Source organism: Streptomyces sp. NPDC051561 (assembly GCF_044454195.1).
Lineage (GTDB): Bacteria > Actinomycetota > Actinomycetes > Streptomycetales > Streptomycetaceae > Streptomyces.
In genome coordinates this window covers 345,239-368,841 of record NZ_JBITDM010000004.1, presented here as the reverse complement: position 1 = coordinate 368,841, position 23,603 = coordinate 345,239, and the positions used below count along the sequence as shown (strand labels likewise).

Annotated in this window: 25 protein-coding genes and 1 tRNA gene; 10 read left to right on the top strand and 16 right to left on the bottom strand. The window is 69.1% G+C overall.

All coding sequences use genetic code 11. From position 1 onward, the window contains the following. Positions 1-87: 87 nt before the first annotated feature. The 3 genes from ACIA73_RS12700 to ACIA73_RS12690 all read left to right on the top strand — a co-directional run bounded on the left by ACIA73_RS12700 (position 88) and on the right by ACIA73_RS12690 (position 1,894). The gene (locus ACIA73_RS12700) at positions 88-579 is read left to right on the top strand and encodes a phage holin family protein (protein WP_399438430.1); all 492 of its coding nucleotides are present in this window, start codon (positions 88-90) and stop codon (positions 577-579) included. Beyond that, on the top strand, positions 576-1,568 hold the full coding sequence (locus ACIA73_RS12695) for an alpha/beta fold hydrolase (RefSeq protein WP_399438429.1): 993 nt from the start codon (positions 576-578) through the stop codon (positions 1,566-1,568). The genes ACIA73_RS12700 and ACIA73_RS12695 overlap by 4 nt, the downstream gene beginning before the upstream one ends. Positions 1,569-1,705: 137 nt before the next feature. After that, complete coding sequence (locus ACIA73_RS12690; protein WP_399438428.1) at positions 1,706-1,894, top strand: hypothetical protein; 189 nt, start codon at positions 1,706-1,708, stop codon at positions 1,892-1,894. 10 nt (positions 1,895-1,904) lie between these two features. On the opposite strand, the gene ACIA73_RS12685 is transcribed toward ACIA73_RS12690, so the two are convergent. The 4 genes from ACIA73_RS12685 to nth form a co-directional block, all read right to left on the bottom strand. Then, positions 1,905-3,461 carry a 6-phospho-beta-glucosidase gene (locus tag ACIA73_RS12685; protein WP_399438427.1) on the bottom strand — a complete coding sequence of 519 codons (1,557 nt, stop codon included), beginning with the start codon at positions 3,459-3,461 and terminating at the stop codon, positions 1,905-1,907. A 112-nt stretch (positions 3,462-3,573) separates the two neighbouring features. Continuing rightward, entirely contained in the window at positions 3,574-4,782 is a 1,209-nt protein-coding gene (locus tag ACIA73_RS12680; RefSeq protein WP_399438426.1) for a MarP family serine protease, read from the bottom strand. 22 nt (positions 4,783-4,804) lie between these two features. Next, positions 4,805-5,563, bottom strand: coding sequence for an NUDIX hydrolase (locus tag ACIA73_RS12675; RefSeq protein ID WP_399438425.1), 759 nt, complete (start codon positions 5,561-5,563; stop codon positions 4,805-4,807). Positions 5,564-5,631: 68 nt separating this feature from the next. Then, positions 5,632-6,573: an endonuclease III gene (gene nth / locus ACIA73_RS12670; RefSeq protein WP_399438424.1), complete on the bottom strand. Its 942-nt coding sequence runs from the start codon at positions 6,571-6,573 to the stop codon at positions 5,632-5,634. Between the two features lie 251 nt (positions 6,574-6,824). Here nth and ACIA73_RS12665 point away from each other — a divergent pair, with 251 nt between their 5' ends. After that, entirely contained in the window at positions 6,825-7,499 is a 675-nt protein-coding gene (locus tag ACIA73_RS12665; protein ID WP_399438423.1) for a Crp/Fnr family transcriptional regulator, read from the top strand. 122 nt (positions 7,500-7,621) lie between these two features. On the opposite strand, the gene ACIA73_RS12660 is transcribed toward ACIA73_RS12665, so the two are convergent. The 5 genes from ACIA73_RS12660 to ACIA73_RS12640 all read right to left on the bottom strand — a co-directional run bounded on the left by ACIA73_RS12660 (position 7,622) and on the right by ACIA73_RS12640 (position 11,360). Further along, on the bottom strand, positions 7,622-8,500 hold the full coding sequence (locus tag ACIA73_RS12660) for a prohibitin family protein (protein ID WP_399438422.1): 879 nt from the start codon (positions 8,498-8,500) through the stop codon (positions 7,622-7,624). Positions 8,501-8,868: 368 nt separating this feature from the next. Continuing rightward, positions 8,869-9,699, bottom strand: a complete 831-nt coding sequence (locus tag ACIA73_RS12655) for an MBL fold metallo-hydrolase (protein WP_399438421.1) — start codon at positions 9,697-9,699, stop codon at positions 8,869-8,871. Further along, positions 9,696-10,661 (bottom strand): NUDIX hydrolase, encoded by a 966-nt coding sequence (locus ACIA73_RS12650; protein WP_399438420.1) that lies wholly within the window; start codon positions 10,659-10,661, stop codon positions 9,696-9,698. The genes ACIA73_RS12655 and ACIA73_RS12650 overlap by 4 nt, the downstream gene beginning before the upstream one ends. A 73-nt stretch (positions 10,662-10,734) precedes the next feature. Further along, the gene (locus ACIA73_RS12645) at positions 10,735-11,202 is read right to left on the bottom strand and encodes a RidA family protein (RefSeq protein ID WP_399438419.1); all 468 of its coding nucleotides are present in this window, start codon (positions 11,200-11,202) and stop codon (positions 10,735-10,737) included. Beyond that, a complete protein-coding gene (locus tag ACIA73_RS12640; RefSeq protein ID WP_107018142.1) occupies positions 11,199-11,360 on the bottom strand; it encodes a DUF4177 domain-containing protein in 162 nt (53 codons plus the stop codon). The genes ACIA73_RS12645 and ACIA73_RS12640 overlap by 4 nt, the downstream gene beginning before the upstream one ends. A gap of 82 nt (positions 11,361-11,442) precedes the next feature. Here ACIA73_RS12640 and ACIA73_RS12635 point away from each other — a divergent pair, with 82 nt between their 5' ends. Further along, positions 11,443-12,441: an ArsA family ATPase gene (locus tag ACIA73_RS12635; RefSeq protein ID WP_399438418.1), complete on the top strand. Its 999-nt coding sequence runs from the start codon at positions 11,443-11,445 to the stop codon at positions 12,439-12,441. Positions 12,442-12,521: 80 nt separating this feature from the next. Next, entirely contained in the window at positions 12,522-13,874 is a 1,353-nt protein-coding gene (locus ACIA73_RS12630) for an ArsA family ATPase (protein ID WP_399438590.1), read from the top strand. A 277-nt stretch (positions 13,875-14,151) separates the two neighbouring features. On the opposite strand, the gene ACIA73_RS12625 is transcribed toward ACIA73_RS12630, so the two are convergent. Next, on the bottom strand, positions 14,152-14,499 hold the full coding sequence (locus ACIA73_RS12625; protein ID WP_399438416.1) for a WhiB family transcriptional regulator: 348 nt from the start codon (positions 14,497-14,499) through the stop codon (positions 14,152-14,154). A 361-nt stretch (positions 14,500-14,860) separates the two neighbouring features. Between ACIA73_RS12625 and ACIA73_RS12620 the strand changes: the two genes are divergently transcribed. Further along, the gene (locus ACIA73_RS12620; RefSeq protein ID WP_399438415.1) at positions 14,861-17,098 is read left to right on the top strand and encodes a transglycosylase domain-containing protein; all 2,238 of its coding nucleotides are present in this window, start codon (positions 14,861-14,863) and stop codon (positions 17,096-17,098) included. 190 nt (positions 17,099-17,288) lie between these two features. Here ACIA73_RS12620 and ACIA73_RS12615 read toward each other — a convergent pair whose 3' ends face one another. Next, positions 17,289-17,753 carry a GatB/YqeY domain-containing protein gene (locus ACIA73_RS12615; RefSeq protein WP_399438414.1) on the bottom strand — a complete coding sequence of 155 codons (465 nt, stop codon included), beginning with the start codon at positions 17,751-17,753 and terminating at the stop codon, positions 17,289-17,291. Positions 17,754-17,842: 89 nt separating this feature from the next. Here ACIA73_RS12615 and ACIA73_RS12610 point away from each other — a divergent pair, with 89 nt between their 5' ends. The 3 genes from ACIA73_RS12610 (at position 17,843) to ACIA73_RS12600 (ending at position 19,758) form a co-directional block, all read left to right on the top strand. Beyond that, positions 17,843-18,781, top strand: coding sequence for a metallophosphoesterase (locus ACIA73_RS12610; protein WP_399438413.1), 939 nt, complete (start codon positions 17,843-17,845; stop codon positions 18,779-18,781). A gap of 135 nt (positions 18,782-18,916) precedes the next feature. Beyond that, positions 18,917-19,654, top strand: coding sequence for a Pr6Pr family membrane protein (locus ACIA73_RS12605; protein ID WP_399438412.1), 738 nt, complete (start codon positions 18,917-18,919; stop codon positions 19,652-19,654). Positions 19,655-19,684: 30 nt separating this feature from the next. Further along, positions 19,685-19,758 (top strand) — tRNA-Pro (locus ACIA73_RS12600). Positions 19,759-19,998: 240 nt separating this feature from the next. On the opposite strand, the gene ACIA73_RS12595 is transcribed toward ACIA73_RS12600, so the two are convergent. The 5 genes from ACIA73_RS12595 to ACIA73_RS12575 all read right to left on the bottom strand — a co-directional run bounded on the left by ACIA73_RS12595 (position 19,999) and on the right by ACIA73_RS12575 (position 23,463). Then, a complete protein-coding gene (locus ACIA73_RS12595) occupies positions 19,999-20,457 on the bottom strand; it encodes a hypothetical protein (protein ID WP_399438411.1) in 459 nt (152 codons plus the stop codon). 11 nt (positions 20,458-20,468) lie between these two features. Further along, the gene (locus tag ACIA73_RS12590) at positions 20,469-20,729 is read right to left on the bottom strand and encodes a hypothetical protein (RefSeq protein ID WP_399438410.1); all 261 of its coding nucleotides are present in this window, start codon (positions 20,727-20,729) and stop codon (positions 20,469-20,471) included. Between the two features lie 84 nt (positions 20,730-20,813). Next, positions 20,814-21,275 (bottom strand): hypothetical protein, encoded by a 462-nt coding sequence (locus ACIA73_RS12585; protein WP_399438409.1) that lies wholly within the window; start codon positions 21,273-21,275, stop codon positions 20,814-20,816. Positions 21,276-21,613: 338 nt separating this feature from the next. Next, the gene (locus ACIA73_RS12580; protein ID WP_399438408.1) at positions 21,614-22,750 is read right to left on the bottom strand and encodes a sensor histidine kinase; all 1,137 of its coding nucleotides are present in this window, start codon (positions 22,748-22,750) and stop codon (positions 21,614-21,616) included. Beyond that, the gene (locus ACIA73_RS12575) at positions 22,747-23,463 is read right to left on the bottom strand and encodes a response regulator (RefSeq protein ID WP_399438407.1); all 717 of its coding nucleotides are present in this window, start codon (positions 23,461-23,463) and stop codon (positions 22,747-22,749) included. The genes ACIA73_RS12580 and ACIA73_RS12575 overlap by 4 nt, the downstream gene beginning before the upstream one ends. Positions 23,464-23,603 lie beyond the last annotated feature (140 nt).

Genomic DNA, 23,603 nt, shown 5'->3' with positions numbered 1-23,603 from the left:
GCCTGACATCGGATCCGCCTGACGGCCCGAGAAGCTCGACCACATGCACGGCTCGACCAGAAACTTGACCAGAAAAGGGAGAGAGCGATGAGCGACCCCGCCCGCAACGCCTCCGACGCGCAGCGCGTCCACGGCGTCGAGAGCGCCGACCGCAGTCTCGGCCAGTTGGTCGCCACGGCGACCACCGAGATGTCCGCGCTGGTGCATGACGAGATCGCACTGGCGAAGACGCAGCTGCGGCACGACGTGAAGCGGGGGGCAACCAGCGGCGGGCTGTTCGGGCTGGCCGGCGGCGTGCTGGTGTTCTCGCTGCCGATGCTGAGCTTCGCGCTGGCGTACGGCTTCTACGCCTGGACCCACTGGAACCTCGCCTGGTGCTTCCTGCTCTCCTTCGCGGTGAACGTGGTGGTGGCGGGGCTGATCGGCCTGGTCGGCTGGGTCTTCGCGAAGAAGGCCAAGAACGGCAAGGGCCCGCAGAAGGTCGCCGCGTCCGCCAAGGAGACGGCAGCCGTACTCGGCAACGCGAAGCCTCACCCGCGCCAGGACAGCACGGTTGTTGTGGCACGCTCATCCGTATGACCGCCCTCGATACCAACGGCTCCGGTAGTTCCGCGTCCGCCACCCCCGCTGCGGGGTCCTCGATCTCCTCGGGTGCCTCCGCTGCTTCCGTCGTACGGCTCGACGGACCGTGGACGCACCGGGACGTGGCCGCCAACGGTGCCCGCTTCCACATCGCGGAGCTCGGGGACGGGCCGCTGGTGCTGCTGCTGCACGGGTTCCCGCAGTTCTGGTGGACGTGGCGGCACCAGCTGACCGCGCTCGCGGACGCCGGGTACCGGGCGGTGGCGATGGATCTGCGCGGGGTGGGCGGCAGCGACCGTACGCCCCGGGGCTACGACCCGGCGAACCTCGCGCTGGACATCACGGGCGTCGTACGGTCGCTGGGCGAGCCGGACGCGGCGCTGGTCGGGCACGACCTGGGCGGGTATCTGGCGTGGACGGCGGCGGCGATGCGGCCCAAGCTGGTGCGCCGGCTGGTCGTCTCCTCGATGCCGCACCCCAGACGGTGGCGCTCCGCGATGCTCGCGGACTTCTCCCAGTCGCGGGCCGGGTCGTACATCTGGGGCTTCCAGCGGCCGTGGGTGCCGGAGCGGCAGCTGGTCGCGGACGACGCGGCGCTGACGGGGCGGCTGATCCGGGAGTGGTCGGGGCCGCGCCAGCCCGACGACGAAGCGATCGACGCCTATCGGCGTGCGATGACGATCCCCTCCACGGCGCACTGTTCGATCGAGCCGTACCGGTGGATGGTCCGCTCGATGGCCCGTCCCGACGGGCTCCAGTTCAACCGCCGGATGAAGACCCCGGTGCGGGTGCCGACGCTCCATCTGCACGGTTCGCTGGACCAGGTGATGCGCACCCGCAGCGCGGCGGGCTCCGGCGAGTACGTCGAAGCGCCCTACCGCTGGCGGCTGTTCGACGGGCTCGGGCACTTCCCGCACGAGGAGGACCCGGAGGCCTTCTCCACGGAGCTGGTGAACTGGCTGAAGGACCCGGAACCGGACCGGTAGCCCGGCCGCTCCTTCCCCTCCCGCCCCTCCCTTTTGGCGGAACACTTGTGCGACGAACAGCCAAATGCCTCCCGCATAGGCCAATTGGCGGGCTGTCAGGCGATTACCGACCTTGAGGCCCGGGCACACGTCGGGGTATGGGCTGGACGCACGACTACGGTGACGCAGCACGCAACCGCCGCTCGGCCGCAGCGCCGATCACCTATGAGAGGGGACGCCCGCACGATGAGGGTCATGAACACCCCGGTCAGGCGATTGGCATCCCGCGCATCCTCCGGCGCCGCGCCCGGTGGATGTCGGCGCGACTGAGGCATCAGCGGACCTGACGGCTGCCCGTCACTCCTTCCTCAGGTAGTCGAGTCCCGGGTGTGCGCCCCGGTAGCCCTCCAGCAGCCTGCGCGCCACCTGGACCGAGTCGACGAGCGGGTGCAGGGCGAACGCCTTAACCGCCTCCCGCGCCGATCCGCTCTCCCCCGCTGCCAGCACGCAGCGCTCCACGGCCTTCACGGCGGCCACCAGGCCCGCCTCATGTCCGGTGAGCTGCGAGACGGCCAGGGGGTGGGCACCGGTCGCGTCGACCAGGCACGGGACCTCGATGACGGCTGCCTCGTCGAGGATGCCGAGCACCCGGCTGCCGGGGACCGGGCTGTCGGGGATCGGGCTGTCGAGGACGTTGCTGCCGGAATCCTGGCTGCCGGAGATCCGGCTGCCGACAGGGTCCCGGCCGTCCAGGTCGGTGCGCTTGCGGCGGTTGGGCACGTTCAGGATCAGGGTGGCTGCCTCGTCGCGGGCGATGGCCCGCATCAGGGCCAACGCCACGTCCTCGTACCCACCGGACTCCAGGTCGTCGGCCGCGCGCTCACCCGCGCCGGCCGCCTCCCGGTTCTCCGCCATGTACGTGGCCTCGCGCTCGGCCCTCGTGCGGTCCCAGGCGTCCCATGCGGCGCCCTGCCCGGAGCCCCCGGCGCTTCCTGCTTCCCGGGATCCTGATGACGCCAACTCGTCGTAGAAACGCGCCTGTTGGTCGCGCAGGAACGCTCCACGGGTCTGCTCGGCCTGCCGGTAGGCGGTGACGGCCTCACGGTTGAAGTAGTAGTAGTGCAGATACTCGTTGGGTACGGAGCCCAGCGAGCGCAGCCAGTCGGCGCCGAAGAGTTTGCCCTCCTCGAAGGAGGTCAGCCGGTCCTCGTCGGCGAACAGCTCGGGGAGCACGTCGCGGTCGCCGACGTAGAGGCCGCGCAGCCAGCCGAGGTGGTTGAGACCGGCGTAGTCAATACGCACGGTGTCGACGCGGGTGGTGTCGATGCGGGTGGACGCGGGGACCCCGACGTTCAGGGTGCGGGCCACCCTGCGGGCCAGCCCCACCGGGGAGTCGCAGATTCCGATGACCCGGTCGCCGAGGTGGCGGGACATGGCCTCGGTGACCAGGCCCGCCGGATTGGTGAAGTTGATGACCCAGGCGTCGGGCGCCAGCCGGGCCACCCTGCGCGCGATGTCCACGGCCACCGGGACCGTGCGCAGTCCGTACGCGATGCCGCCGGCGCCGACGGTCTCCTGGCCCAGCACTCCCTCGTCCAGGGCCACCCGCTCGTCGGCGGCCCTGCCGGCCAGCCCGCCGACCCGGATCGCGGAGAAGACGAAGTCGGCGCCGCGCAGCGCCTCGTCCAGGTCGGTGGTGACCGTGACCTCGGGGGCCGGGGGCGTGCCGGGCACGGCCTGGGCCCTGGACCTGGCCGCCTGGTCGGAGAGGACCCGGGCGATGGCGGACAGCCGGGCCGGGTCGAGGTCGTGAAGGGTGACGTGGGTGACGCGGCCCTCGGCACGATCGCGCAGCAGCGCTCCGTACACCAGAGGGACGCGGAATCCCCCGCCGCCCAGAATCGTCAGTCGCATGCTTCAGCCTCTCAGGTCGCGGCCACCTGTGTGATCAACCCGTGGGTGGACCTCGAAAGCCCACCCACGGGTTGATCACACGGTACGGAGACCGGCGGTACGGTTCCCCCGGCTAGAGCGCGCAGCCCTGACTGTCGACCTGCTGGTTGGCGGTGCGGCCGATCTTGATGTCGTCGCGGATCTCGTCCACCGTCAGCGCGTATCCGGTGTCCGGGTCGTCGAGGGACTTGGCGAAGACGACGCCGTAGACCTGTCCTTCGGGGGTCAGCAGCGGGCCGCCGGAGTTGCCCTGGCGGACCGTCGCGTACAGGGAGTAGACATCGCGGCGGACGGTGTCGCGCTTGTAGATGTCGGGGCCGTTGGCGTTGATCCGGCCGCGGACGCGGGCGGAGCGGACGTCGTAGGCGCCGTTCTCGGGGAAGCCCGCGACGATCGCGTCGTCGCTGCTGCGGGCGTCGGTCTCGGTGAACTGGAGCGGCCGCGCCTTCAGGTCGGGTACGTCCAGTACGGCGATGTCGCGCTTCCAGTCGTAGAGCACGACCTTGGCGTCGTACAGCTTGCCCTCGCCGCCGATCTGCACGGTGGGCTCGCTGACCCCGCCGACCACGTGAGCGTTGGTCATCACACGGCGCTCGGAGAAGACGAATCCGGTGCCCTCCAGGACCTTGCCGCAACCGGGCGCCGTACCGACGACCTTGACGATGGACTTCTTGGCGCGGGCCGCGACCGGGCTGCCGGCAAGCTTCGGGTCCGGCGGCCTGACCGCGGTGATCGGCTCGTTGGCGAACGGGCTGAAGACCTGCGGGAAGCCGTTCTGCGCGAGGACGGAACTGAAGTCGGCGAACCAGGTGGCGGCGTCGCCGGGCACCACCCGGTCCACTCCGAGCAGCACCTTGGAGCCCCGCACCTCCTTGCCCACCGTGGGCAGCGAGGTGCCCGCGACGAGCGAGCCGATCAGCCAGGCCACCAGCAGCATCGCGCACACATTGACCAGTGCACCGCCCGTCGCGTCCAGCGCGCGGGCGGGTGACCAGGTGATGTGTCTGCGGAGCTTGTTACCGAGGTGAGTGGTGAGGGCCTGGCCGACGGAGGCACAGATGATCACCAGGACGACCGCCACCAGGATTCCGGTGGTGGAGTCGCCGAGGGAGGACCCGTCGTCGGAGAACCACCCCCAGATCGGCGGGAGCAGATAGACCGCGACAAGTCCGCCCCCGAGGAATCCGATCACCGACAGAATGCCGACGACGAATCCCTGGCGGTACCCGATCACCGCGAACCACACGGCCGCGACCAGCAACACAATGTCCAGGACGTTCACGCCCGCCACCCTGTCATGTCCGTCATGCGTGCCAGTCGAGCGGGACCTCCCGAGAGCGGTCCCAGGGCCGCTCCCAGCCCGCGAAGTGCAGCACCTTGTCGACCACCCCGGCGGTGAAACCCCAGAGCAGCGCGTCGTCCAGGAGGAAGGCCGGGCCCCGGTGCCCGCGCGGATGCACGCTGGTCGCCCGGTTCACCGGGTCGGTGAGGTATTCCACAGGCGTCGTGAAGACCCGGGCCGTCTCGGCCTGGTCGACGGCGCCGATCGGGCTCGGAGCGCGCCACCAGCCCAGCACGGGCGTCACCACAAAGCCGCTGACCGGGATGTAGAGCCGCGGCAGCACGCCGAAGACCTGGACACCGGACGGGTCGAGTCCGGTCTCCTCCTCGGCCTCCCGCAGCGCCGCCCTGAGCGGCCCCTCGGCCTCCGGGTCGCCGTCCTCGGGGTCCAGCGCACCACCGGGAAAGGAAATCTGCCCCGCGTGCGAGCGGAGGCTGCTCGCCCGCTCCATCAGCAACAGCTCAGGACCCCGGGCCCCCTCGCCGAAGAGCACCAGAACGGCGGACTGCCGCCCTCCGCCGCCCTCGGGCGGCAGGAACGCGCTGAGCTGCTCCGGGCGGATCCCACGCGCCACCGTGGCCACGGGGTCCAGCCAGGCAGGCAGGCCGCGGTCGGTGACGTCGACCGACGAAATCCCGGCCGCCGGACCCGCGGTACCGACAGAACCGGCCGCGCTTCCGTACGCCTCACCTGCGGCGCTTGCCGCTCCTGTACGTCTCATGGGCACCCCCGTAATCTCCCAACGTCCGCCCCCGTCACGATCGTTCCGGATTCCGCCGTCCGAATCCGTCACTTACTCGCCTTCCCCGCCTTCCCCGCCTTCCCCGTCCGAGCCGTCTTCGCCGCCTCGCCGACCGGCGCCGCCTGCACCGCGTCCCCAGCCTTCCCCGCTCCCACCGCTCCCACCGCTCCCAAGGGCAGCGCGGGCTTCCCGCCCGCGTCCAGGTACGACTGCGGGGGATTCAGCCGCTGCCCCGGGTAGCCGCCCTTCTCGTACTTGAGCAGCTTCTCGGCCTTCTCCGGGTCGGTCTCGCCCTCGCCGTACGACGGGCAGAGCGCGGCGATCGGGCAGGCCCCGCAGGCGGGCTTGCGGGCGTGGCAGATCCGGCGGCCGTGGAAGACGACGCGGTGCGAGAGCATCGTCCACTCGCTCTTCGGGAAGATCTCCGCGACCACCGCCTCGACCTTCACCGGGTCCTCCTCGTCGGTCCACTTCCAACGCCGCACCAGACGGCCGAAGTGGGTGTCGACGGTGATCCCGGGGACCCCGAAGTAGTTCCCGAGGACCACATTGGCGGTCTTGCGCCCCACGCCGGGAAGCTTCACCAGGTCCTCAAGACGCCCCGGCACCTCCCCGCCGAAGTCGTCCCTGATCGCCTGCGCCAGCCCCATCGCGGACCGCGTCTTGGCCCGGAAGAACCCGGTCGGCCGCAGGATCTCCTCGACCTCCTCGGGCACGGCCGCGGCCAGGTCCTCGGGGGTCGGGTACTTGGCGAAGAGCGCCGGGGTGGTCTGGTTCACCCGCAAGTCGGTGGTCTGCGCGGACAGCACCGTCGCCACGAGGAGCTGGAACGGGTTCTCGAAGTCCAGTTCCGGATGGGCATATGGATAGACCTCGGCCAGCTCACGGTTGATCCTGCGGGCGCGCCGCACCATGCCGAGATGCGTCTCCGGCTTCCCCGCCGCCTTTTTCGCAACTTTCTTCGGCTTCGCCACAGCCTGTTCGCCCACGGCGGAATTACGGCTCGCTGTCACCTGTCCGGCCCCCTTGACCTGCGCTCTCACCGGCTTGTTGGACACTCGACCAGCCTAGGGGCAGGCACTGACATCCGCCTTGGTCACAGCCGAATGCCCACCCAATCGGCCCCCTGAAGCACAACCAGCCCCGCCGGTAAGTCATCCTTAGTGATTGATCGCACTGTTTTACCGTCCGGCATCATGGGGACCCAGGTCCCCTGAGCAGGTCGACAAGGAGAGAACACGTGGACGACGTTCTGCGGCGCGCCCCGCTCTTCGCGGCGCTCGATGACGAGCAGGCCGCGGAGCTGCGCGCCTCGATGAGTGAGGTGACCCTCGCACGCGGGGACGCCCTGTTCCACGAGGGCGACCCCGGCGACCGCCTCTATGTAGTGACCGACGGCAAGGTGAAGCTCCACCGCACCTCCCCCGACGGCCGCGAGAACATGCTGGCCGTGCTCGGCCCCGGCGAGCTGATCGGCGAGCTCTCGCTGTTCGACCCGGGCCCGCGCACCGCCACCTCGACGGCCCTGACCGAGGTCAAGCTGCTGGGCCTCGGCCACGGCGACCTCCAGCCCTGGCTGAACGTACGGCCCGAGGTCGCCACCGCGCTGCTGCGCGCCGTGGCCCGCAGGCTGCGCAAGACCAACGACCAGATGTCCGACCTGGTCTTCTCCGACGTGCCGGGCCGAGTCGCCCGCGCACTCCTGGACCTGTCGCGCCGCTTCGGCGTGCAGTCCGAGGAGGGCATCCACGTCGTGCACGACCTCACGCAGGAAGAGCTGGCCCAGCTGGTCGGCGCCTCCCGCGAGACGGTCAACAAGGCCCTCGCCGACTTCGCGGGCCGCGGCTGGCTCCGCCTGGAGGCCCGTGCCGTGATCCTGCTGGACGTGGAGCGCCTCGCGAAGCGCTCGCGCTGACGGCTTTACGCACACGCACGGGGCTTCTCGTACGACGACGGGCGGGCCACCTCCTTTGCCGGAGGTGGCCCGCCCGTCGTCGTACCCGTGGAAGATCCCCGTCGTCGTACCCGTGGAAGCTCTCAGTCCTTGCCCACGATCACCGGAGTCCTGCTCCCGGTCCCGCACGGCACCGCGTACACCGGGTGGGTCTTCGCGGCCTCCTTGTAGGCCTCGATGCACTGGTTGGCGAGGACCTTGTCGGAGAGGGAGTTGTTCAGGATGCGGTTGGCCTGGGCGATGCCCTCGGCCTCGATCTTCCTGGTCCTGGCTTCGGCGGTGGCCGTCTTGGTGGCCTCGTCGGCCCGCTCGGTGGCCTGCTGCTGCTGGATCTTGCGGTCGATCTGGCTCTGAAGCTGGGCGGAGGGCTTCACATTGCGCAGGTTGACCGCGGTGACGGCGATTCCGCGCGGGGCCAGCCGCTCCTTGATCAGTTCCCCGATCTCGGCGTTGATCTTCTCGCGGGCCGAGGAGTAGCCCTGCTCGCTCGTGTGCCGGGCGAACACATTGCGGATGATCTCGCGGCTGTCCGGCTGCACCAGACGCTGCTGCACGGACTCCTCGCTGCCCGCCAGGCGGTACAGCTCCACCACCTTCTCCGGGGTCACCGCCCACTTCACGGTCACCTCGACCTCCATCACACCGCCCTGCGAGGACCGCACCTCCACCACGTCCTTGTCGGACAGATTGAGGTCCACGGGGCGGGTGGAGAAGGAGGTGACCGTGGTGAAGGGCGAGCGGATGTGCATCCCCGACACCATCGGCCCACCGACCTTCCCGAAGGTGACCGGCACTCCGACCTCGTACGCGCTCATCACGTACAGCGAACTCGATATCCCCGCGATCAGCCCGGCAAGCAACGCCCCGACGGCCCCGAGCTTCAGCCCGCGGGAGTCCTGCGACCGCCCCACGAAGAAGAGCACCACCGCAGCTATGACCAGCAGGACGGACAGTACGAACACGATGGTTCCCCCCGAGGAAACGCGACGCCAATGTAGGCGGAGCGTAAGCCATGAGCGGCGATGGAGTGGTGGGAACGATGAGGCATCCGTTCATCGAGCGGGAAGGTTCCCTTGCGCCGAGGTGTTCGGGCGCTACTGCCCGGAGCGCGGCGGGCGGATGAGGAAAGTCGCGGAGAACGCCGGGAACCCTGTGGGTGATCCGTCCGTTCTCCAGATGTACACCGAGGATCTCGGTCCGTGGATGGCAGGTGAATACCTCGCGCTGCACGGCACCAAGGCCCCGCGGGCGTAATGAAGTTCAGCAGGTCGAAGGGTCTTCGAGCCCCCGCAGCTTGTGAACTGCACAGGGAAGATTCAGTGGTACGGCGTCAGATCAGGCCGTGCTCGCGCAGATACTCCAGCTGCGCCCGTACGGAGAGTTCGGCGGCCGGCCACAGCGAACGGTCCACGTCCCGGTACACATGCGCCACCACCTCGGACGCACTCACGTGCCCGTTCTCCACCGCCGTCTCCACCTGCGCCAGCCGGTTCGCCCGGTGTGCCAGGTAGAACTCGACCGCGCCCTGGGCGTCTTCGAGCACGGGTCCGTGCCCCGGCAGGACTAGCCGCACCCCGTCGTCCACCGTCAGCGACCGCAGCCGCCGCAACGAGTCGAGGTAGTCCCCCAGCCGCCCGTCCGGGTGCGCCACCACCGTCGTGCCGCGGCCGAGGATGGTGTCACCCGTCAACACCGCCTGGTCGGCGGGAAGATGGAAGCACAGCGAGTCCGCGGTGTGCCCCGGTGCGGGCACCACCCGCATCTCCAGCCCGCCCGTGGTGATCACGTCCCCGGCCCCGAGCCCCTCGTCGCCGAGCCGCAGTGCGGGGTCCAGCGCCCGCACCGGGGACCGGGTCAGCTCCGCGAACCGTGCGGCGCCCTCCGCGTGATCCGGGTGGCCGTGCGTCAGCAGGGTCAGGGCAACCCGCTTGCCCCCCTTCTCGGCCGTCGCGAGTACGGCTCGCAGGTGTACGTCGTCCAGGGGGCCCGGGTCCACGACGACGGCCAGGTCCGAGTCCGGCTCGGACACGATCCAGGTGTTGGTGCCGTCGAGCGTCATCGCGGACGCGTTGGGGGCGAGGACGTTCACCGCGCGTGCGGAGGCGGGGCCGGAGAGCACCCCGCCCCGGGGCTGGCCCGGCAGGGCGGCCGCGTCCGTCACTGGGGGCCTCCGGCGGGGATGTGCTTGGTGAACTCGTCGTGGCCCGGCCAGCTGAGCACCAGTTCGCCGCCCTCCAGCCGCGCCTGTGCGAGCACGGGCGTCATGTCCCGGCCGGCCGCGCCCGCCAGGACCTCTGGCACCGTGCCGTACGGCTGGAGCTGGCGCAGGGTGGAAATGGTGGGCGGCATCATCAGGAGCTCGCCGCGGTCGTAGCCGGCGGCGGCCTGCTCGGGGGCGATCCAGACGGTCCGGTCCGCCTCGGTGGAGGCGTTGCGGGTGCGCTGTCCGGCAGGCAGGGCGGCGACGAAGAACCAGGTGTCGTACCGCTTGGGTTCGAACTCCGGGGTGATCCAGCGCGCCCACGGGCCGAGCAGATCGGACCTGAGCACCAGCTTGCGGCGGTCGAGGAACTCCGCGAAGCCGAACTCCCGGGCCACCAGGGCCTGCCGGTCCGCCTCCCAGTCGTCGCCGGTGGTGTCGTCGACCACGGTGTCCGGGGTCGGTCCGGCGAGCAGTACACCCGCCTCCTCGAAGGTCTCGCGCACCGCCGCGCAGACCACCGCCTGCGCGCCGCCCAGGTCGTCGCCGAGGCCGAGCAGTGCGGCCCACTCGGTAAGCGAGGGTCCGGCCCAGCGGACCAGCGAGTCGTCGTCCCTGGGGTCGACGCCGCCGCCCGGATACGCGTACGCGCCTCCGGCGAATGCCATGGAGGCGCGTCTGCGCAGCATGTGGACGGAGAGTCCGGTGGTGCGGTGGATGCCGCCGTCACTGACGTTGCCGCCGGCACCGACGTTGCCGGCGTCATCGCTGGTACCGCTGTCACCGCCGCCTCCGCTGTGGCCGCCGTCACTCAGCAGCAGCACGGTCGCGGCCCGCTTCGGGGTCGCGGCGGTGAGCTCGCCGCTTGCCAGCGCGCGGATGCGGTCGGGCCATTCGGGCGGGTACCACTGACCATTGGACATGGCCGGATGCTACGGGCAACCGCCTCGATGTTCGAGAGGCAGTTGTATCCCGCATCCATCCGGCCCCGTCCGGTCACTCGGAGACGAGTTCCACCTGGATCTCGACCTCGACCGGGGCGTCCAGCGGCAGCACGGCGACACCGACGGCGCTGCGGGCGTGCACGCCCTTGTCGCCGAGGACCTCGCCGAGCAGCTCGCTCGTACCATTGATCACGGCGGGCTGGCCGGTGAAGTCGGGGGCCGAGGCCACGAAGCCGACGACCTTCACGACGCGCGCGATGCGGTCCAGGTCACCGGCGACGGACTTCACGGCCGCCAGGGCGTTCAGCGCGCAGATCCGCGCCAGGTCCTTGGCCTCCTCGGGGGTGACCTCGGCACCGACCTTCCCGGTGACCGGCAGGGAGCCGTCCACCATCGGGAGTTGGCCCGCGGTGTAGATGTACACACCGGACTGCACCGCCGGCTGGTACGCGGCGAGCGGCGGGACCACTTCCGGAAGGGTCAAGCCGAGCGAGGCGAGCTTCTCCTCGACGGCACTCATGCGGCGCGCTCCCGCTTGAGGTAGGCCACCAGCTGCTCGGGGTTGTTCGGTCCGGGCACGACCTGGACGAGCTCCCAGCCGTCCTCGCCCCAGGTGTCCAGAATCTGCTTCGTCGCGTGTACCAGAAGCGGCACAGTGGCGTATTCCCACTTGGTCATGCGGCCGACTGTATTTCATTGCGTACGCGATGAAGGACGGCCTCCTGATTGGACCGCGGGGTGACTGGTTAGGCTCGGAGACGTGAGCAGGCTCCAGGTCGTCAGTGGCAAGGGCGGTACCGGCAAGACCACGGTCGCCGCCGCACTCGCGCTCGCCCTCGCCACCGAGGGCAAACGCACCCTCCTGGTGGAGGTCGAGGGCAGACAGGGCATCGCGCAGCTCTTCGAGACGGAAGCCCTTCCGTACGAGGAGCGCAAGATCGCTGTCGCGTCGGGCGGCGGGGAGGTGTACGCCCTCGCGATCGACGCCGAACGCGCACTGCTCGACTACCTCCAGATGTTCTACAAGCTGGGGGGCGCCGGACGGGCGCTGAAGAAGCTCGGCGCGATCGACTTCGCGACCACCATCGCGCCGGGGCTGCGGGACGTCCTGCTGACCGGCAAGGCCTGCGAGGCGGTCCGCCGCCGGGACAAGAAGAACGCGTACGTCTACGACTACGTGGTGATGGACGCCCCGCCCACCGGCCGGATCACCAAGTTCCTGAATGTGAACGACGAGGTCGCGGGGCTGGCCAAGTTCGGGCCGATACACAACCAGGCGCAGGCCGTGATGCGGGTACTCAAGTCGCCGGAGACGGCGGTGCACTTCGTGACGCTGCTGGAGGAGATGCCGGTCCAGGAGACCGCCGACGGCATCGCCGAACTTCGGGCCGCCGAACTGCCGGTCGGCAACGTCATCGTGAACATGGTCCGCCCGCACCTGGTGGACGGGGACGCCCTGCGGACGGCGGCGGGCGAGCGACGGGCAGACGTGGCGCGGGCGCTGTCCCGGGCCGGCCTGGGCGGTGCGCGGCGCGGCGGGCTCGCGGAGCGGTTGGTGGACCCGCTCCTGGAGCAGGCGGCGGAGCACGCGCAGCGGGTAGAGCTGGAGCGGGAGCAGCGGGCCGCACTGGCCGGGATCGGGCTGCGGACGTACGAACTCCCGTTGCTGGGCGAGGGGTTGGACCTGGCCGGGCTCTACCGGCTGGCGGCGGCACTCCGTACCCATCTGGGCACGGACCGGGCGCAGGGAGCGGCATGAGCAAGGACGCGTCAGCGGCACCGGCAGCGACGGCAGCAGCAGCGACGGGGACGAGGGCGACGGCAGATGCCCCCGCCGGGATGAATGTGTCCCCGGCGCTGGACGTCGACCCGCTGCTCGACGACCCCACGACCCGCATCATCGTGTGCTGCGGCTCCGGCGGCGTCGGCAAGACCACCACGGCGGCGGCGCTGGGCGTGCGGGCGGCGGAGCGCGGGCGGCGCGCGGTGGTGCTGACCATCGACCCGGCGCGCAGGCTCGCCCAGTCGATGGGAATCGACTCGCTCGACAACGTGCCCCGGCGGGTCAAGGGCATCGACGACGCGGCGGGCGGCGAGCTGCACGCCATGATGCTCGACATGAAGCGCACCTTCGACGAGATCGTCGAGGCGCACGCGGACGGGGACCGGGCCCGCGCCATCCTGGAGAATCCCTTCTACCAGTCCCTGTCGGCCGGGTTCGCCGGTACGCAGGAGTACATGGCGATGGAGAAGCTGGGGCAGCTACGGGCCGGCGACCAGTGGGACCTGATCATCGTGGACACCCCGCCGAGCAGGTCCGCACTCGACTTCCTGGACGCCCCCAAGCGGCTCGGTTCCTTCCTGGACGGGAAGTTCATCCGGGTACTGATGGCTCCGGCGAAGGTGGGCGGCCGGGCCGGGATGAAGTTCCTCAACGTCGGCATGTCGATGATGACGGGGACGCTCAGCAAGCTGATGGGCGGCCAACTGCTGCGTGACGTACAGACGTTCGTGGCGGCGATGGACACGATGTTCGGCGGGTTCCGGACCCGCGCGGACGCGACGTACCGGCTGCTTCAGGCGCCCGGCACGTCGTTCCTGGTGGTCGCCGCCCCGGAACGGGACGCGCTGCGCGAGGCTGCGTACTTCGTGGAACGGCTCGCGGCGGAGGAGATGCCACTGGCCGGTCTGGTGCTCAACCGGGTGCACGGCAGCGGCGCCCCTCAGCTGTCGGCACAGCGGGCGCTCACCGCCGCGGAAAATCTTGAAGAGACCGGCATTGTGGATCAGCCGGACGGGAATGCTGGTCCTCGTGGCTCCACGGCCACTCCTCCCGAGCACTCCGCGGTCTCCCCCGCGGGCACGACTCCGACCGTGGCCCACGGCACCATCGATCCCGCCGACGGTGCCGAAGAAGCCGACATCAAGGATGCCGAAGAGGCCGAGAACACCGCCGACGGCAGCACCGAGGACGAAGTCGCGCAGCTGACCGCGGGACTGCTGCGGCTGCATGCCGAACGCATGCAGGTGCTCGCGCGCGAACAGCGAACGCGCGACCGCTTTACCGCGCTCCACCCCGAGGTGGCGGTGACCGAGGTCGCCGCCCTGCCCGGAGACGTACACGATCTGGTCGGTCTGCGGGCCATCGGTGAGCGGCTGGCGACCGGCCAGGCATCCCCGCCCGCGCCGTAGTCGTTTGCCACGGGCCATCGCTCAGCACGCTGCGGCGATCGCCTGTCGCACCGTCACCTTCGGTTCCACAGAAGGCAGTTCGTGCACTTCTCGTCCGGCTCCGCACTCGCGGGGCCGGCCGCCACGATGTGACCCGGCCACCACAATCGGCCCGGCCAACCCGCTTGGCCCAGCCGACACGATTGGCCCAGCCGACCTGCTTGGCCCGGCCGACACGATTGGCCCAGCCGACCTGCTTGGCCCAGCCGACACGATTGGCCCAGCCGACACGATTGGGCTAGCCCACCGCGGCGTACGCCTCCTCGAAGACTTCGGCGTCCTCAAGGACCGCGGGCAGGATTCCCGCACTGCGCTCGTATTCCGTGCGCGCGGTCTCCAGGAGCCTGCGCCACGAGGTGACCGTCGGACGCCTGCGCAGCAGCGCGCGGCGTTCCCGCTCCGTCATGCCACCCCACACGCCGAATTCGACGCGGTTGTCCAGCGCATCGGCCAGGCACTCGGTCCGCACCGGACATCCGGTGCACACCGCCTTGGCCCGGTTCTGCGCTGCTCCTTGTACGAACAGTTCATCCGGATCGGTAGTGCGGCAGGCTGCCTGCGCACTCCAGTCGGTTACCCAGCCCATCCCGGCGCCGTCCTCTCCCGAATTGAGGCTCCCCCACGGCGGTAGCGGCATATTCACCGCTGCCAGTTGAGGACGTTACGGAAGGTGGGCACAGCGCAACACCCCCTTCGGGCCCAATCTTGAATGGCCCGAACGGACTATGCGTATGCGGCAGATCACCCAGGGGAGTGACCTGGGGACATGCGTCATCTACCCGACGAATCAGGACAGTTCAGCTTTGTCGCGGTGGACTCGGGACCGACCGCGGGGTCACTCGGGGCGCCCGCGGCACTGATGCGGGACGGCACTGCCGTGACAGTTGAGAGCAGCTTAGGCCAGAGCCTTTACATGTGTCCGGCGAATGGACACGTAGGCTGCCCCCATGGCAAAGAAGCGCTCGGGCGGGGGTCTCACGGGGACCCAGCAGGCCGCCAAATTCCTCGGTGTCAGCGTGCTCTCCGGAGCCGTGCTGGCAGGTATCGCCCTGCCCGCCGCCGGCGCGCTCGGTCTGGCGGCCAAGGGCACGGTCGAGGAATTCGACACCATCCCCGCGAACCTCAAGCGTCCGCCGCTGAGCCAGCGCACCACGATCCTGGACAGCAAGGGCGGCAAGATCGCCACGGTGTACTCCCGGGACCGCACGGTGGTCCCGCTCACCGACATCTCGCCGTACATGCAGAAGGCGATCGTCGCGATCGAGGACAACCGCTTCTTCCAGCACGGAGCGGTCGACCTCAAGGGCGTGCTGCGCGCGCTCAACCGCAACGTGCAGCAGGGCGGCACCGCCCAGGGTGCCTCCACCCTGACCCAGCAGTACGTGAAGAACGTCTTCGTCGAGGAGGCCGGTGACGACCCCGACAAGGTCGCCCAGGCCACCCAGCAGACCCTCGGCCGCAAGATCCGCGAGCTGAAGTTCGCGATCCAGGTCGAGAAGGAACTGGGCAAGAAGAAGATCCTGGAGAACTACCTCAACATCACCTTCTTCGGTCAGCAGTCGTACGGCGTCGAGGCCGCTTCCCAGCGTTACTTCAGCAAGCACGCCAAGGACCTGAAGCTGGAGGAGGCCGCGATGCTGGCCGGTCTCGTCCAGTCGCCGACCCGGTACGACCCGGTCAACGACTCCGCCGAGGCCACCAAGCGCCGCAACATCGTGCTCCAGCGGATGGCCGACATCCGCGCGATCTCGCCCGACGAGGCAGCCCGGGCGAAGGCCGCCCCGCTGAAGCTGAAGGTCAGCAAGGCGAAGAACGGCTGCATCACCGCGGTGAACGGCGCCGGCTTCTACTGCGACTACGTGCGCGAGGTCTTCCTCAACGACCCGGTCTTCGGGAAGACCAAGGAGGACCGCGCCAAGGTCTGGAACCAGGGCGGTCTGACGATCCGCACGACCCTGGACCCCAAGGCGCAGAAGTCGACGCAGGCCTCCATCAAGGAGCACGTCTACAAGAGCGACAAGGTCGCCACCGCGGTCACCCTGGTCGAGCCCGGCACCGGCAAGATCCTCGCGATGGGCCAGTCGAAGCCGTACGGCTTCAACACCAACGAGACCCAGATCAACTACTCGGTCAACAAGCAGATGGGCGGCTCGAACTTCGGCTTCCCGACCGGTTCGACCTTCAAGCCGTTCCTGGCCGCGGCCGCCCTGGAGCAGGGCAAGCCGCCGACGCAGGGCTACCCGGCGCCGTACCAGATGCCCTACCCGGCGAAGGTCTCCACCTGCAGCGGAAAGCCGTGGGTCAACAACGGCGGGTACAAGCTGGAGAACGAGGACGAGAAGGAGGTGGGACCGTACGAGCTCAAGGAAGCGATGAACCTGTCGGTCAACACCTACTTCGTCCAGATGCTGGAGGACATCGGGATGTGCCCGGTCTCCCAGCTGAGCGACAAGATCGGTCTGGTGCAGGGCGACGGCTCGAAGATCCCCGAGGTGCCGTCCTCGCTGACGCTGGGTTCCACCGGTATCTCGCCGCTGACCATGTCCAGCGCGTACGCGGCCTTCGCCAACCGGGGCACGTACTGCACGCCGATCGCCATCGAGGCGATCACCGCCCCGGGCGGTAAGACGCTCCCGGTCCCCAAGACCTCCTGCTCGCTGGCGATGGCCGAGCAGACCGCGGACACGATCAACTCGCTGCTGCGCGGAGTGGTCGACTCCGGTACGGGTAAGCAGGCCGGCCTGGAGAACGGCCGGGACAACGCGGGCAAGACCGGTACCACCGACGCCCGCCGCAACGCCTGGTTCGTCGGCTACACCCCGAACCTGTCCGGCGCCGTCTGGGTCGGCAGTGCGTCGCAGCAGGTCAAGATGGAGAACATCACCATCGGCGGCGAGTACCAGGAGAAGGTGTACGGCGGTCAGGTGCCGGGTCCGATCTGGAAGGACGCGATGACCGGCGCGCTGGACGGCAAGGAAGCGCCCCGGTTCAACACCATCGACATCCCCGACCCCCAGAAGGACAAGGGGAAGGACAAGGACAAGAACCGTCCGGGCGGCGACAACAAGCCCCCGGGCGACAACCGCGGCCAGGACAACGGCGGCGGCAACGGCGGCGACCGCGGTCAGGACAACGGTGGCGGCGACGGCGGCTGGCCGGACATTCTCGGCGGCAACTGGCCGTAGGCGACGGCGGTCGGCCCCTGGCCGTAGGCGACGGCAGTCGGCCCCAGAGGGGGCCGGGGCAACCGCACGCACAGCAGAAGGGGGCTCCACCCGGATCGGGTGGAGCCCCCTTCTGCGTGTACCTCAGCTACCTCTACGGTCCCTGTACGTGTACCTCGGCTGCCTCTGAGGCCCCTGTACCCGGGCCACCTCAGCCGGCAAGCAGCTGCTTCACCGACGCGGCCACCCGGCCGCCCTCGGCGCGACCCGCGACCTTCGGGTTGACGATCTTCATGACGGCGCCCATCGCACGCGGACCCTCGGCACCCGCGGCCTTCGCCTCGGCGACGGCGGCGGCGACGATTCCGTCCAGCTCGTCGTCACTCAGCTGCTGCGGCAGATACGTGGCGAGGATCTCGCCCTCCGCCTTCTCCCGCGCGGCCTGCTCGGGACGGTCACCCTTGGCGAAGGCGTCGGCCGCCTCGCGGCGCTTCTTGGCCTCCTTGGCGATCACCTTCTCGACCTCGGCGTCGGTCAGTTCGCGGGCCTCCTTGCCGGAGACCTCCTCGACCTGGATCGCGGCGAGGGTGAGCCGGAGCGTGGAGGAGCGGAGTTCGTCACGCGCGCGGATGGCGGCGGTGAGTTCGTCCTTCAGCTGGGACTTGAGCGTGGTCATGACGCAAGTGTGGCAGGTCGCGGCGGCGTCGCGCCCGCCCATTTCCACCGCGGCCTCTGCCCCCGCGGCAGTCTGCGACGATGGGGCGCATGCGCGCACGTTACGGAGTACCCCTGGCAATCACGGCTGTTGGCGCGGCCGGCCTCGCCTACTCAGCAGGGTTCGAGGCCCGCTCCTTCCGGCTCCGACGGGTGACGATCCCCGTACTTCCACCGGGCGCCCGCCCCCTGCGCGTACTCCAGGTCTCCGACATCCACATGGTCAGCGGCCAGCGCAAGAAGCAGCGCTGGCTCCAGTCGCTGGCCGGTCTGCGCCCCGACTTCGTGGTCAACACCGGCGACAACCTCTCCGACCCCGAGGGCGTCCCGGAAGTACTGGACGCACTCGGTCCGCTCATGGAGTTCCCCGGCGTCTACGTCTTCGGCTCCAACGACTACTACGGGCCGAAGCCGAAGAACCCCGCCCGCTACCTGCTCGAAAAGGTCCACGGCAAGCACGGCCTGAACGGCAACCCGCCCGTCGTCGGCGCCGTCCACAACCCGTGGGAAGACCTCCGCGACGGCTTCGACTCCGCCGGCTGGGTCAACCTCACCAACACCCGCGGCAGCCTCAAGCTCCCCACCGCCGACGGCTTCGACCTCGCCTTCACCGGCCTGGACGACCCCCACATCAAGCGCGACCGCTACTCCGCCGTCGAGGGCGGCCCGGACGCCAACGCCGACTTCTCCATCGCCGTCGTGCACGCCCCCTACCTCCGCAGCCTGGACGCCTTCACCGCCGACAACTACCCGCTGATCCTGGCCGGCCACACCCACGGCGGCCAGCTCTGCATCCCCTTCTACGGCGCCCTGGTCACCAACTGCGACCTCGACACCGACCGCGTCAAGGGCCTCTCCACCCACACCGCCGGCGGCCACCGCTCCTACCTCCACGTCTCCGCCGGCTGCGGCACCAACCGCTACACCCCCGTCCGCTTCGCCTGCCCCCCGGAGGCGACGCTCCTGACCTTGGTGGAGAAGAAGGGGTAAGGGGTACGGGGGCGGGGCGACGCGGCGTAGGGGGGCCACTTCGGCGGGGTGAACCCACCCTCGGCGTACTGGCCCCACCCCGGCGGTGTGATCCCCACCGCGCCCCTCCACCCCCACTCCCCTACCGTGGGGATCATGACCGCCCCGATCCCCACGGGCGTGCCCGCCTCAGCGGTCGTGCCGCCCCGCCGCCGCCGCTACGCCGCCGCCTTCCGCGCGCTGCTGTGCCTGGCCGCCGTCACCGGCATCCTCATCGACCTGACCCTCGGCGACCCACTGCGCGTCCCGGTCTACTTCACGATCCAGTCGAACGCGATCCTCGCCGTGGTCACCGGCTGGTCCGCCGCCCGCGCCTGGCAGGGACGCCCACCGCTCTCCCCCCGCCTGACCGGCGGCGCACTCCTCTTCATCGCGATCACCGGCCTCGTCTACCACCTGATCCTGGCCAACGCCTCCAGCGGCTTCTCCATGACCGACGACCCCGACCACGCCCTCACCGGCTGGCGCCAGCTCTCCAACCAGCTCCTCCACACCGTCACCCCCCTCGGCGCGGTACTGGACTGGCTCCTCCTCACCACCCCCGGCGCCCTGCTCTTCCGCTACGCCGCCCAGTGGCTCGCCTACCCCGCCGCATACCTGGTCTTCGCCCTGGTCAGAGGCGCCGCCCTGTCCCCCGGCACCCCCGCCCGCTACCCGTACCCCTTCCTGGACGTCGCCCAGCACGGCTACGCCTCTGTCGCCACGAACTGCCTGCTCCTGGGCCTGGCCTTCTACGCCCTGGCCCTGGCCCTGGTCGCCCTGGACCGCGTACGCCCCCACCTGCGAGGCCCCGAAAACCGGATTTCGCCTACGCGCGCCGGTGGGCTAAAGTAATCGATGTCGCCACGGCAACGCGGTGGACATCGGGGTGTAGCGCAGCTTGGCAGCGCGCTTCGTTCGGGACGAAGAGGTCGTGGGTTCAAATCCCGCCACCCCGACAGCCAAAACAACAGGTCAGGCCCGGTACTGAGAAATCAGTACCGGGCCTGACCTGTTGTGTGGGGCGCTCTTGGAAGATACCTGGGAGAAGATCATGGGCTCTCAGTGTCGGTCAGGTCAGGCAGGTCAGGACCGGCCGGAGCAACATTCGAGCCCGATGTGTTGCTCCAGCCGGAGGGGGACGTCGTCCTGAAGTCCTGGACCCCTGAAGACGATGAGCGTCGCCAGAGGTCAGGTGATCAGCTGTTGTTGATCAGGTTGATCAGTTGCTTGATGCCTTCGGTGCCCAGGGCCGCGAGGGCAAGCCGCGCAGGGTGGTACCACGGCAGACCGTCCATCCACTTCTTGAAGGAAGTGAAGCCCTTGGCCGCGGCCGACTTGGCGCCGGCCCAGACCTTGCCGCCCGCCTTTTTCAGGACCGCCAGGGCTGCCTTCGCGGCGGCCGAGGCGGCGCTCTTCTGGATCTGCGGGGTCGTGGCACCCTGCGCGACGGCTTGAAGATTCGCCTGTGCGGGAGCGGTCAGGTGCGGGCGCAGTTCGGGTGAGGCAAGGACGGACTGTGCCTGGTTCGCGGTGAGGGACGCAGCCGGCGCGCGGGTGTGACGCGTCTCTGCCGCCGAGGCGGCCGGAGCTGCCACACCGAGCGCGACGGCGATGGTCGCGGTCGCGGCGGCGGCGCGGAGATGGGAGATGTTCATGTGGCGAGTCCTCATGTTCGGGTGAGCCAGAACACGGCACCGAGCAGGACATAGAGGAGGGGGACGACTGCACCGCCGACTCCAGGCGACGTCCTGCGCGCGGCGAACCACCCGTGGGCCAGGAGCAATGCGGCGACACCGCTGAAGTACAGGATCCATCCCGGTGTCGCGTTCTTGGGCAGCATGTGGAAGGTGATCCATCCAGCCAGGAGAGGCACTGTGACAGCACCCCAAATGCTGTCGGTCCGCTTCCGCTCGGTGGTCTTTTCCATGATCAACCTCTTGTTTCCTGTCGGTCCGCGTCCGGCCCGGCTGCCTCGGCGACGGCCGGGCCAGGTTTTCGTGCGGAGGTCTGGTTAGCCGACCTGCTTGGCGAGCCAGTCGATGAGCTCGTACTGGACGGCCCCCGGCAGCGCCTTCAGCGTCCACTTCACCGGGTTGAAGTTCGAGAGGCTGTCGACCCACTTGCGGTAGGAGTCAGCGCCCTTCTTCGCCGCCTTCACGGCGCCCTTGAGCAGCGAACCGGACTTCTTGAGCAGCGCCTTGGCGGCCTCGACCTTGGCGCTTGCCCGCAGAACCTGCTGCTGGTCCTGCAACTCTGCGACAGCAGCGGCGTTCAGGCCGGCCTCGCCGTTGGTGGCGGCTGCCGGATTGGCGGTGATCAAGGTCGCGAGCCGAGCCGCGTCGGCGTACTGCACGCTTGCCGCAGAGGCAGTGATACGGCCGGACTCCGCGGCCTGGGCCGCGGGGGCAGCGACGCCGAAGGCGACGGCAGCCAGAGCAGAGGCTGCGGCAATGCGAATCTTCTGACGGTTCACGTAAACTCCGTTGTGCATCATGCGGGCAGGACACACGGGAGCGCGACGAGGCGTCGAAAACTTGGTCGTTCTCCGTGTGTCCTCGTCCCCCGAGGAATGAAAGAAGAGTTCTTCCGCGACGCTCATCAGGTCTGAGGTAAGGCCTTGAAGCAGGCCTGTAAGGCAGGTCTATGAGGCAGGTCTACAAGGCGGGTCCATAAGGCCTGGCGTCGTCAATGGATGACCCTCTTCTCGGTGAATCCTTTCAGCCGTGAAGAGAGCTCCTCGTCATTCCGGAGGATGATCGGCGAGCGCCGTACCCCGCCAGGCGGCGGGGGCCGACTGGCGCTCCAGAACGGTCAGTTGTCGGATGCCGTCTGAAGCGGCAGCAACACCTGGACGGAGAATCCTCCATCCGGAAGCGGCTGCGCCCGCATACTTCCTCCCAGACGGACCGCTCGCTCACGCAGGCCGATGAGACCGAGGTGGGACGACCTTCCCGACTCTTTCTCCAGCTGGTCCTTCGGGGTGCGGGCGGCAGTGCGGGGCGAGTTGGCCACTTCGACTCGCAGGGACGAGTACGGGGCCCGAGTGGACACCTCCACGCGGATTTCGCTGCTCGGTGCGTGCTTCGCGGCGTTGGTCAAGGACTCCTGGACCGTCCGGTACGCGGCCAGTTCGACCTCAGGAGTCAGTCCTGGAAGACCGGGCGAGACGGTGATCTCGGCCCGTACCGGCAGCCGGCTCGCGCTGATGAGTTCGGGCAGCTCCGAGAGGCCCGGCAGCCGCCCATGTGCGCCTGTCCCCCGCAACACCCCCAGAACTCCCCTGAGTTCGTCCACCGCTTTACCGCCGAGCTCTCCAATACGCTGGGCTCGGAGCCTCGCTTCGTCGTCCACCGACTTCAATGCGAGCAGGGCAGCTTCAATATTGATCAAGCTCACATGGTGCGAGACACCGTCGTGCATTTCACGAGCGAGCCGAGCACGCTCCTCAACCACGGCCATTTCCACGTGGAGACGCCGCTCCCGCTCCTCGCTCTGCCTGAGCTCCCTTAGCTTGACCGCCAGTTCACGGCGCGTACGTGCCGATTGACCCAAAGCCGTCGGCCCGATACTGAAGAGTGCCGGACCGATCAACGCCGCAGCCCACTGATCTACGGTCCGGTCGCGCGCCTCCATCAGGGACTTGGGCGCGGCTCCGACGAGGAACACCAAAGCGGCGCAGCTGTACACAGCCAACCGGGCCGGTGCCAACGCGGCAGCGGTACCGAGGGCGGACAGCGGAGCCAGCCAGAGGTAGCCGCTCGCGGCGGCGGGCACTGTGGCGAGGGCGACTGGCACGGGCCATTTCCTGCGGAACGCCAGCGCGACGACGGCCAGCAGATAGGTGGCATTGGCCACCGGCCCCACGTGGGACTGAACCGTGAAGAGTTCAGCAGCGCACAGCATTACCAGTGCGGCGTCGATTACCCACGGTGCAGGGCGGGTTCTCATGTACGGGAGGTCTGAACGGCGCTCGCGGCGTGCCGGGTCGCCACATCAGCGGGGGGTGCGCCGCGGTGTGCGGCCATCGCGGCCTGAACGCGATTGGACACGCCGAGCTTGGCGAGAATCGAGCTGACGTGGTCCTTGACGGTGGACCGGCTCATGGAAAGCTGCTGGGCGATTTCGGAGTTCGACATCCCTGTGGGCAACAGCCCAAGAACATTCCGCTCCTTGGGAGTGAGAGTCCCACTCGCTGCCTCCTCCGGCGCCGACACCGAAGAGCGATGGCGTCCTGCGGCTGCCTGCGCGTGGTTGTTCGCGAGCGAGCGCGCGACCACGGCTGACAGTGCGCTTCCCCCTGCTGCGAGCAGCCGGACGCCGGGAATGAGTTCATGCGGAGAAGCATCCTTGAGGAAGAACCCGGCGGCACCGGCAGAAAGTGCCCGCGCAACATCCTCGTCGCTGCCAAATCCCGTGAGCATGGCTACCGTCGGCGGCTTGTCCAGCTTTCCCAATTCGGTCAGAACATCGAAGCCGTTGACATCCGGCATCCGAATATCGACCAGCGCGATATCAGGGGAATGCCTGGTTGCCATTTCGACAGCGTCTCGACCGTCACATACGGCAGATACCTGAATGTCTGCCGCAGATTCGAGGATCTGTTGCAGTCCGTACCGGAGAAGCTTGTCGTCATCGATAATCATTACGGTCACGGCAGTCATGGCCGAGTCCGCCCCCCCATAGGTTCTCTGCTGATGATGCACGTGCACCATAACTGACAGATCCACATCCAGCCGCGCAGTAGATCTACGTCACACCACAGGCCGTAATTGGAATATCAATCAATCCCGTCGAACCCCCC

What these genes read in the sequence shown, in the direction of transcription:
- ACIA73_RS12700 (WP_399438430.1), top strand. Translation starts at nt 88, where the DNA reads ATGAGCGACCCCGCCCGCAACGCCTCCGACGCGCAGCGCGTCCACGGC.
- ACIA73_RS12695 (WP_399438429.1), top strand. Translation starts at nt 576, where the DNA reads ATGACCGCCCTCGATACCAACGGCTCCGGTAGTTCCGCGTCCGCCACC.
- ACIA73_RS12690 (WP_399438428.1), top strand. Translation starts at nt 1,706, where the DNA reads ATGGGCTGGACGCACGACTACGGTGACGCAGCACGCAACCGCCGCTCG.
- ACIA73_RS12685 (WP_399438427.1), bottom strand. Translation starts at nt 3,461, where the DNA reads ATGCGACTGACGATTCTGGGCGGCGGGGGATTCCGCGTCCCTCTGGTG.
- ACIA73_RS12675 (WP_399438425.1), bottom strand. Translation starts at nt 5,563, where the DNA reads ATGAGACGTACAGGAGCGGCAAGCGCCGCAGGTGAGGCGTACGGAAGC.
- ACIA73_RS12650 (WP_399438420.1), bottom strand. Translation starts at nt 10,661, where the DNA reads ATGTCCAATGGTCAGTGGTACCCGCCCGAATGGCCCGACCGCATCCGC.
- ACIA73_RS12645 (WP_399438419.1), bottom strand. Translation starts at nt 11,202, where the DNA reads ATGAGTGCCGTCGAGGAGAAGCTCGCCTCGCTCGGCTTGACCCTTCCG.
- ACIA73_RS12640 (WP_107018142.1), bottom strand. Translation starts at nt 11,360, where the DNA reads ATGACCAAGTGGGAATACGCCACTGTGCCGCTTCTGGTACACGCGACG.
- ACIA73_RS12630 (WP_399438590.1), top strand. Translation starts at nt 12,522, where the DNA reads ATGAATGTGTCCCCGGCGCTGGACGTCGACCCGCTGCTCGACGACCCC.
- ACIA73_RS12625 (WP_399438416.1), bottom strand. Translation starts at nt 14,499, where the DNA reads ATGGGCTGGGTAACCGACTGGAGTGCGCAGGCAGCCTGCCGCACTACC.
- ACIA73_RS12620 (WP_399438415.1), top strand. Translation starts at nt 14,861, where the DNA reads ATGGCAAAGAAGCGCTCGGGCGGGGGTCTCACGGGGACCCAGCAGGCC.
- ACIA73_RS12615 (WP_399438414.1), bottom strand. Translation starts at nt 17,753, where the DNA reads ATGACCACGCTCAAGTCCCAGCTGAAGGACGAACTCACCGCCGCCATC.
- ACIA73_RS12610 (WP_399438413.1), top strand. Translation starts at nt 17,843, where the DNA reads ATGCGCGCACGTTACGGAGTACCCCTGGCAATCACGGCTGTTGGCGCG.
- ACIA73_RS12605 (WP_399438412.1), top strand. Translation starts at nt 18,917, where the DNA reads ATGACCGCCCCGATCCCCACGGGCGTGCCCGCCTCAGCGGTCGTGCCG.
- ACIA73_RS12595 (WP_399438411.1), bottom strand. Translation starts at nt 20,457, where the DNA reads ATGAACATCTCCCATCTCCGCGCCGCCGCCGCGACCGCGACCATCGCC.
- ACIA73_RS12590 (WP_399438410.1), bottom strand. Translation starts at nt 20,729, where the DNA reads ATGGAAAAGACCACCGAGCGGAAGCGGACCGACAGCATTTGGGGTGCT.
- ACIA73_RS12580 (WP_399438408.1), bottom strand. Translation starts at nt 22,750, where the DNA reads ATGAGAACCCGCCCTGCACCGTGGGTAATCGACGCCGCACTGGTAATG.
- ACIA73_RS12575 (WP_399438407.1), bottom strand. Translation starts at nt 23,463, where the DNA reads ATGACTGCCGTGACCGTAATGATTATCGATGACGACAAGCTTCTCCGG.